A 6,594-nucleotide genomic window follows, 5' to 3' on the forward strand; every position below is an offset into this window, starting at 1 on the left:
ATCATAACAGGACGGCTCCAGCCACGACAGCTAGCCGTCACAGGGACGCAAGCCGCCATGCAAGTGAAACACCTGCTGCTGATCGCCATTCTCGCCCTTACCGCCGCCTGTTCTTCCAATAAGGAAGTGGTGGACGAGAACCTCAGCGAGGCTGAGCTGTACCAGCAGGCCCAGGCCGATCTGGACAACAGCAGCTACACCCCCGCAATCGCCAAGCTGAAAGCCCTGGAATCGCGCTACCCCTTCGGCCGCTATGCCGAACAGGCGCAGCTTGAGCTGATCTACGCCTACTACAAGAATGCCGAGCCCGAGGCCGCACGCTCCGCCGCCGACCGCTTCATTCGCCTGCACCCGCAGCACCCGAACGTCGACTATGCCTATTACCTGAAGGGCCTGTCCTCCTTCGAACAGGACCGCGGCCTGGTGGCGCGCTTCCTGCCGCTGGACATGACCAAACGCGACCCGGGCGCCGCACGCGACTCGTACAACGAATTCGCCCAACTGACCAGCCGCTTCCCGAATAGCCGCTACGCGCCTGACGCCAAGCAGCGCATGATCTACCTGCGCAATCTGCTGGCTGCTTATGAAATCCATGTTGCCCACTACTACCTGACCCGCCAGGCCTATGTCGCCGCCGGCAACCGCGGCCGCTACGTGGTGGAAAACTTCCAGGAAACCCCGGCTGTCGGCGACGGCCTGGCGGTGATGGTCGAGTCCTACCAGCGTCTGGGCCTCAACGACCTGGCCGCTACCAGCCTGGAAACCCTGAAGCTCAACTACCCGGATCACCCGACCCTGGTGGACGGCCAGTTCGTGCCGCGCGAAGAGGAAGCGGACAACCGCTCCTGGCTGGCCAAGGCCACCCTCGGCCTGATCGAAAGCGAAACCCCTCCTCCTCCAGGCGGGACCCGTGCGGCTCAAGACGTGATCCGCCAGTACCAGGACGCCAAGGACGCGATCCCCGAGGAGCTGCTGCCGGAAAACCAGGAAGCGGTCGAGGAAGAAGAACACGAAGCAGAAGCCACCAGCAGCGACCGCTCCTGGTTCAGCCGCATGACCTTCGGCATCTTCGACTAAAGCAACGCCTGAATGCGAAAAGGGAGGCCCAAGGGTCTCCCTTTTTCATATCCATCTGGATCATGCGAGCGCAGAGCTCGTTGCAGGAGCCAGGTTGCTGGCGAATTCGCTACCGTGGTTCGCGAGCAAGCTCGCTCCTACAGCAAAGGCGCGGCCGAGATTCGCGGGCAAGAACCCGGTGCCCTCCTCGCTCCTTCGGCGCAAGGCATTGCGCTGGATCGAACCGCCTAATCCCCCAGCCGCCACCCCGAGGTGATCGGATAGCGCCGGTCGCGACCGAATCCGCGCTGGGTAACCCTTATGCCAATCGCCGCCTGGCGTCGCTTGTACTCATTGCGATCGACCAGCCGAAGCACCCGGTTGACCGTATCCTCATCGAAGCCCTCGGCGATGATGGCGTTGGCCGAGAGGTCATGCTCGATGTAGAGCTTGAGGATTTCATCCAGCAACGGATACGGCGGCAGCGAGTCCTCGTCCAACTGGCCCGGCGCCAGCTCAGCCGAAGGCGGGCGCTCGATGACCCGCTGCGGAATCACCCGCCCATGGCTGTTTCGATACTCGGCCAGGCGAAATACCAGGGTCTTGGGTACATCCTTGAGGACGTCGAAACCGCCCGCCATGTCGCCGTAGAGCGTGGCATAGCCCACAGCCAGTTCGCTCTTGTTGCCAGTTGTCAGGACCAGGTAGCCCTTCTTGTTGGAAATGGCCATCAGCATGGTGCCTCGGCAGCGGGCCTGGAGGTTCTCCTCACTGGTGTCGCGCGGGGAGCCATCGAAGACCGGCGCCAGCGTCTGCATGAAGGCATCGACAGCAGCGGCAATTGGCAGAACCTGGTAACTGACGCCCAGGGCCCGCGCTTCGGCCTCGGCATCCTCCTGGCTGATCTGCGCGGTGTAGTGATAAGGCATCATCACCGCCTCGACCCGCTCCGCCCCCAGGGCATCAACGGCCACGGCAAGGGTCAGGGCCGAATCGATGCCGCCGGACAGCCCCAGCACCACACCGTTGAAACCGTTCTTGCGCACGTAGTCACGCACGCCTACCACCAGTGCCTGGTAGACACTGGCTTCAAGGCCGGGTAGCTCCTCGCAATGAGTCTGGCGCGGCCTCAGGCAGTCGCCTTGCCACTGCAGGTCGACTGGATACAACCCTTCGATGAACGCTGGTGTCCGCTGGCAAACCGCGCGATAGACATCGATGACGCAACTGCCACCATCGAAGACCAGCTCATCCTGCCCACCTACCTGGTTGACATAGATGATCGGCATCTCGCCCTCGGCGGCGCGCTCGGCCAGCACCTCCTCCCGCTCGCGCTGTTTATCCAGGTGAAATGGGGAAGCATTCAAGCTCAGCATCAGCTGGGCCCCCGCTGCGCGAGCCTGCGCCATAGGTTCGGGGAACCAGATGTCCTCGCAAATCGACAAGGCCACGGCAATGCCCTTGATATCCACCACGCAGGCCTGCTGGCCAGGCTCGAAGTAGCGTTTCTCGTCGAAGACCCGGTAGTTGGGCAACTTCTGCTTGAAGTAGGTGGCCAGCAGTTCGCCGTCGGCGATCACTGCGCAGGCGTTGTAGCGCGCGTCAGCGTCCAGCCAGGGGTAGCCAACCACCAGGTAGATGCCGCGAACCTCCTCGCGCAGCCGCTGCAGCCCTTGCTCGATACGCCGCTGCATGCTGGAGCGCAGCAGCAGGTCCTCCGGTGGATAGCCGCTCAGTGCGAGTTCCGGAAAGACGATGACGTCCGCCTCCCAGAGTTCCCGCGCCGAATTCGCGGCCTCGATGATTCGTTCCACGTTGCCGTGTACATCACCGACTCGCAGATTGAGCTGCGCCATCACGACCCGCAGGCTTTGGCTCATGGCCGCCTCCTCAGCGTTGTCCACAATGCGCCGAGCACCGTGGAATGCGTCTCAGCGCCACCATACTCCGCATCACGCGCAGCGGATACTGCCCAAGGCTCCACAGCCGTGCGGCTGGTCTCTGTGCGTGGACAACCGGCTTGGATAAACTGCCAGACTCCAAACTAGATGAGAGCACCAACAGGATGTTTCGCCTGCTGTTCTGGATTGCCGTGATCTTCGCCGCCATTTGGCTCTGGCGCCGGTTCAAGACCCCAACCCCGCCGCGCCCTGCCCCACGCCAGGACGATGAAACCCAGCCCATGGTGCGCTGCGCCCAGTGCGGTGTTCACCTGCCGCGTGCCCATGCTCTGTCCCGCGATGACCGCTGGTACTGCAGTCAGGCCCACCTCGAACAGGACAAGAGCTCTGGTGAGCGCTGAGAGCCTGAACGGAGTCGGTCCGCAGGCACGACGGATTTTCCGCCTCTACAACCTTTATCGGTTGTCGATCGGCCTGCTACTCGTGCTACTGATTTCCAGCGAGCTCGACGACCAGTTGCTGAACCCCGTCAATGCGGACCTGTTCCGCAAGGGCAGCTGGTTCTACCTGATCCTTAACGTACTGGTCGCGACGCTGGTCGCCCAACCCCGGCGCATGGTGCAGATATTCAGCCTTGCCCTGGTGGATGTGCTGCTGCTGTCCGGCCTGTTCTTCGCTGCAGGCGGCACTCCCAGCGGCATCGGCAACCTGCTGATCGTCTCGGTGGCGATCTCCAACTCACTGCTGCGCGGTCGCATCGGTCTGCTGGTGGCGGCGGTGGCGGCCATCGGCCTGATCTACCTGACCTTCTACCTCAGCCTCATCTACCCGCAGGTGTCCAGCCAGTTCGTCCAGGCCGGCGCATTGGGCGCCCTTTGCTTCGCCGCTGCGCTGTTCGTCCAGGCCGCCAGCAAGCGACTGCAACGCAGCGAAAGCCTGGCCGAGCAACGGGCGGAGGACGTAGCCAACCTCGAAGCGCTCAATGCGCAGATCCTCGAGCGCATGCGCACCGGCATCCTGGTACTGGACCCCTTGCACCGTATCCTCCTGGCCAACCAGGGCGCCCAGACCCTGCTCGGCAAGGAAGGTCTTGCCGGCAAGCCGCTTGCCCCGCAATGCCCGGAGCTGCTGCATTGCTACGAACAGTGGGTCAGCAACCCCACGTTGCGACCGCCAAGCTTCCAGGCCTTCACTGACGGCCCGACACTGCAGCCCAGCTTCGTTCCCCTACCCCAGGGCAGGCAGGAAAACATCCTGGTGTTTCTCGACGATATATCCCAGGTGGCGCAGCAGGCCCAGCAACTGAAGCTCGCCTCCCTGGGGCGCCTCACCGCGGGCATCGCCCACGAAATCCGCAACCCGCTTGGGGCCATCAGCCATGCTGCGCAGCTGTTGCATGAGTCGGAGGACCTGCCAGGACCCGACCGGCGTCTGGCGCAGATCATCCAGGACCATTCACGACGCATGAACCTGGTGATCGAGAACGTATTGCAACTGTCCCGTCGCCGCCAGTCAGACCCTCAGTTGCTGGACCTCAAATACTGGCTGACCCGCTTCGCCAGTGAGTTTCGCAGCTCCGCCAGTGCTAACCAGACCCTCCATCTGGCCAGCATTGGCAGCACCCTGCAGACACGCATGGACCCGCACCAGCTGACTCAGGTCCTGACCAACCTGGTCGAGAACGGCCTGCGCTACAGCGCCCAGAAGCACACGCAAGGCCAGGTCTGGCTCAAGCTGTTCCGCGACCCGGAAAGCGATCTGCCGGTGCTCGAGGTCGAGGACGACGGCGAGGGCGTGCCGGAAGAGCACCGACCGCACATCTTCGAGCCCTTCTACACCACCGAAAACAAAGGCACGGGGCTCGGGTTGTATATTTCCCGTGAACTCTGCGAGAGCAACCAGGCTCGCCTCGACTACAAACCCCGCGAGCAAGGCGGCAGCTGCTTCCGCATCACCTTTGCCCATCCGCGCAAACTGAGCTGACCATGACCCGACAGAGAGCCCTGATCGTCGATGACGAGCCCGATATCCGCGAATTGCTGGAGATCACCCTCGGGCGCATGAAGCTCGACACCCGCAGCGCACGCAATCTCAAGGAAGCCCGCGAATGGCTTGCGCGCGAACCCTTCGACCTGTGCCTGACCGACATGCGCCTGCCCGATGGCACCGGCCTTGACCTGGTGCAGTACATCCAGCAGCGCCACCCGCTGGTCCCGGTAGCGATGATCACTGCCTACGGTAGCCTCGACACTGCCGTGAACGCCCTGAAGGCCGGCGCCTTCGACTTCGTCACCAAGCCCGTTGACCTCGGCCGCTTGCGCGAACTGGTCAATACGGCCCTGCGTCTCAGCAATCCGGAAGCCAGCGAAGCGCCGGTGGATAGTCGCTTGCTGGGCGACTCGCCGCCGATGAAGTCCCTGCGCAATCAGATCCAGAAACTTGCCCGCAGCCAGGCGCCGGTCTACATCAGCGGCGAATCCGGCAGCGGCAAGGAGCTGGTGGCACGCCTGATCCACGAGCAAGGGCCGCGCGCAGAACGCCCCTTCGTTCCGGTGAACTGCGGCGCCATTCCCTCGGAGCTGATGGAAAGCGAATTCTTCGGCCACAAGAAAGGCAGCTTCACCGGCGCGCTCGAAGACAAGCAGGGCCTGTTCCAGGCGGCCAATGGCGGCACCTTGTTCCTCGACGAAGTGGCAGACCTGCCGTTGCCAATGCAGGTGAAACTGCTACGCGCCATTCAGGAAAAGGCCGTAAGGACCGTTGGTGGTCAGCAGGAAGTGGTGGTCGACGTGCGCATCCTCAGCGCCACGCACAAGGACCTCGCCGCCGAAGTGGCCGCTGGGCGCTTCCGTCAGGACCTCTACTACCGCCTGAACGTCATCGAACTTGGCGTACCGCCCCTGCGCGAACGCCGCGAAGACATTCCGCTGCTTACCGAGACCATGCTCAAACGCCTGGCGCAGCAAAGCGGCCTGCCCGCTGCGCGGCTCACGACCGAAGCACTGGACAAACTCAAGTGCTACCGCTTCCCGGGTAACGTGCGCGAACTGGAGAACATGCTCGAGCGCGCCTACACCCTCTGCGAGGACGACCAGATCCAGGCCCGTGATCTGCGGCTGACCGAGGCGACCAGCAACGGCGAGACGGGCGAAGCGGACCTGTCGCAGATCGATAACCTTGAGGACTACCTGGAAGAGATCGAGCGCAAACTGATCATGCAGGCGCTGGAAGAGACGCGCTGGAACCGCACCGCTGCTGCCCAGCGCTTGGGCCTGACCTTCCGCTCGATGCGCTATCGGTTGAAGAAGCTGGGCATAGATTGATCCGCCTGCAGGAGCGAGGGGGGGACGCCGAATTCTTGTACGCGAACATCCTCCGCTTTCGCTTCCAACCAAAAGCCCGCCGCCCACCCCTGTAGGAGCGAGCTTGCTCGCGAACACCACCCCCGCATTCGCCAGCAAGCTGCCTCCTACGAAAAGCCCGCCGCCCGCCCCCCTGTAGGAGCGAGCTTGAACTGGCTTAATGATTTTGGACACCTCACTCGGGCGCTATGATGGCCCAAATCTGAGGTATGTCGGAATGCGTAAGTCCTACTCGAATGAATTCAAACTCAAGGCTGCCAGCATGGTTCTGGACG

5 protein-coding genes are annotated in these 6,594 nt (G+C 63.0%); 4 read left to right on the forward strand and 1 reads right to left on the reverse strand.

Annotation, left to right across the window (positions count from 1 at the left end; translation table 11 throughout):
* Positions 1-57 precede the first annotated feature (57 nt).
* Positions 58-1,077 carry an outer membrane protein assembly factor BamD gene (locus J7302_RS09340; RefSeq protein ID WP_215372981.1) on the forward strand — a complete coding sequence of 340 codons (1,020 nt, stop codon included), beginning with the start codon at positions 58-60 and terminating at the stop codon, positions 1,075-1,077.
* A 227-nt stretch (positions 1,078-1,304) separates the two neighbouring features.
* Here the strand turns inward: J7302_RS09340 and J7302_RS09345 are convergent, their stop codons facing one another.
* On the reverse strand, positions 1,305-2,936 hold the full coding sequence (locus J7302_RS09345; protein ID WP_215372983.1) for an NAD+ synthase: 1,632 nt from the start codon (positions 2,934-2,936) through the stop codon (positions 1,305-1,307).
* Positions 2,937-3,121: 185 nt separating this feature from the next.
* Here J7302_RS09345 and J7302_RS09350 point away from each other — a divergent pair, with 185 nt between their 5' ends.
* Genes J7302_RS09350 through J7302_RS09360 form a run of 3 tightly spaced genes read left to right on the forward strand, consistent with a single transcriptional unit; the run spans position 3,122 to position 6,280 of the window.
* Complete coding sequence (locus J7302_RS09350) at positions 3,122-3,358, forward strand: PP0621 family protein (protein WP_215373029.1); 237 nt, start codon at positions 3,122-3,124, stop codon at positions 3,356-3,358.
* Positions 3,348-4,940, forward strand: a complete 1,593-nt coding sequence (locus J7302_RS09355; RefSeq protein WP_349814434.1) for a sensor histidine kinase — start codon at positions 3,348-3,350, stop codon at positions 4,938-4,940. The genes J7302_RS09350 and J7302_RS09355 overlap by 11 nt, the downstream gene beginning before the upstream one ends.
* Before the next feature lie 2 nt (positions 4,941-4,942).
* The gene (locus tag J7302_RS09360; protein WP_215372987.1) at positions 4,943-6,280 is read left to right on the forward strand and encodes a sigma-54-dependent transcriptional regulator; all 1,338 of its coding nucleotides are present in this window, start codon (positions 4,943-4,945) and stop codon (positions 6,278-6,280) included.
* Positions 6,281-6,594 lie beyond the last annotated feature (314 nt).

Source organism: Metapseudomonas boanensis (genome assembly GCF_018704125.1).
Classification (GTDB): Bacteria; Pseudomonadota; Gammaproteobacteria; order Pseudomonadales; family Pseudomonadaceae; genus Metapseudomonas; species Metapseudomonas boanensis.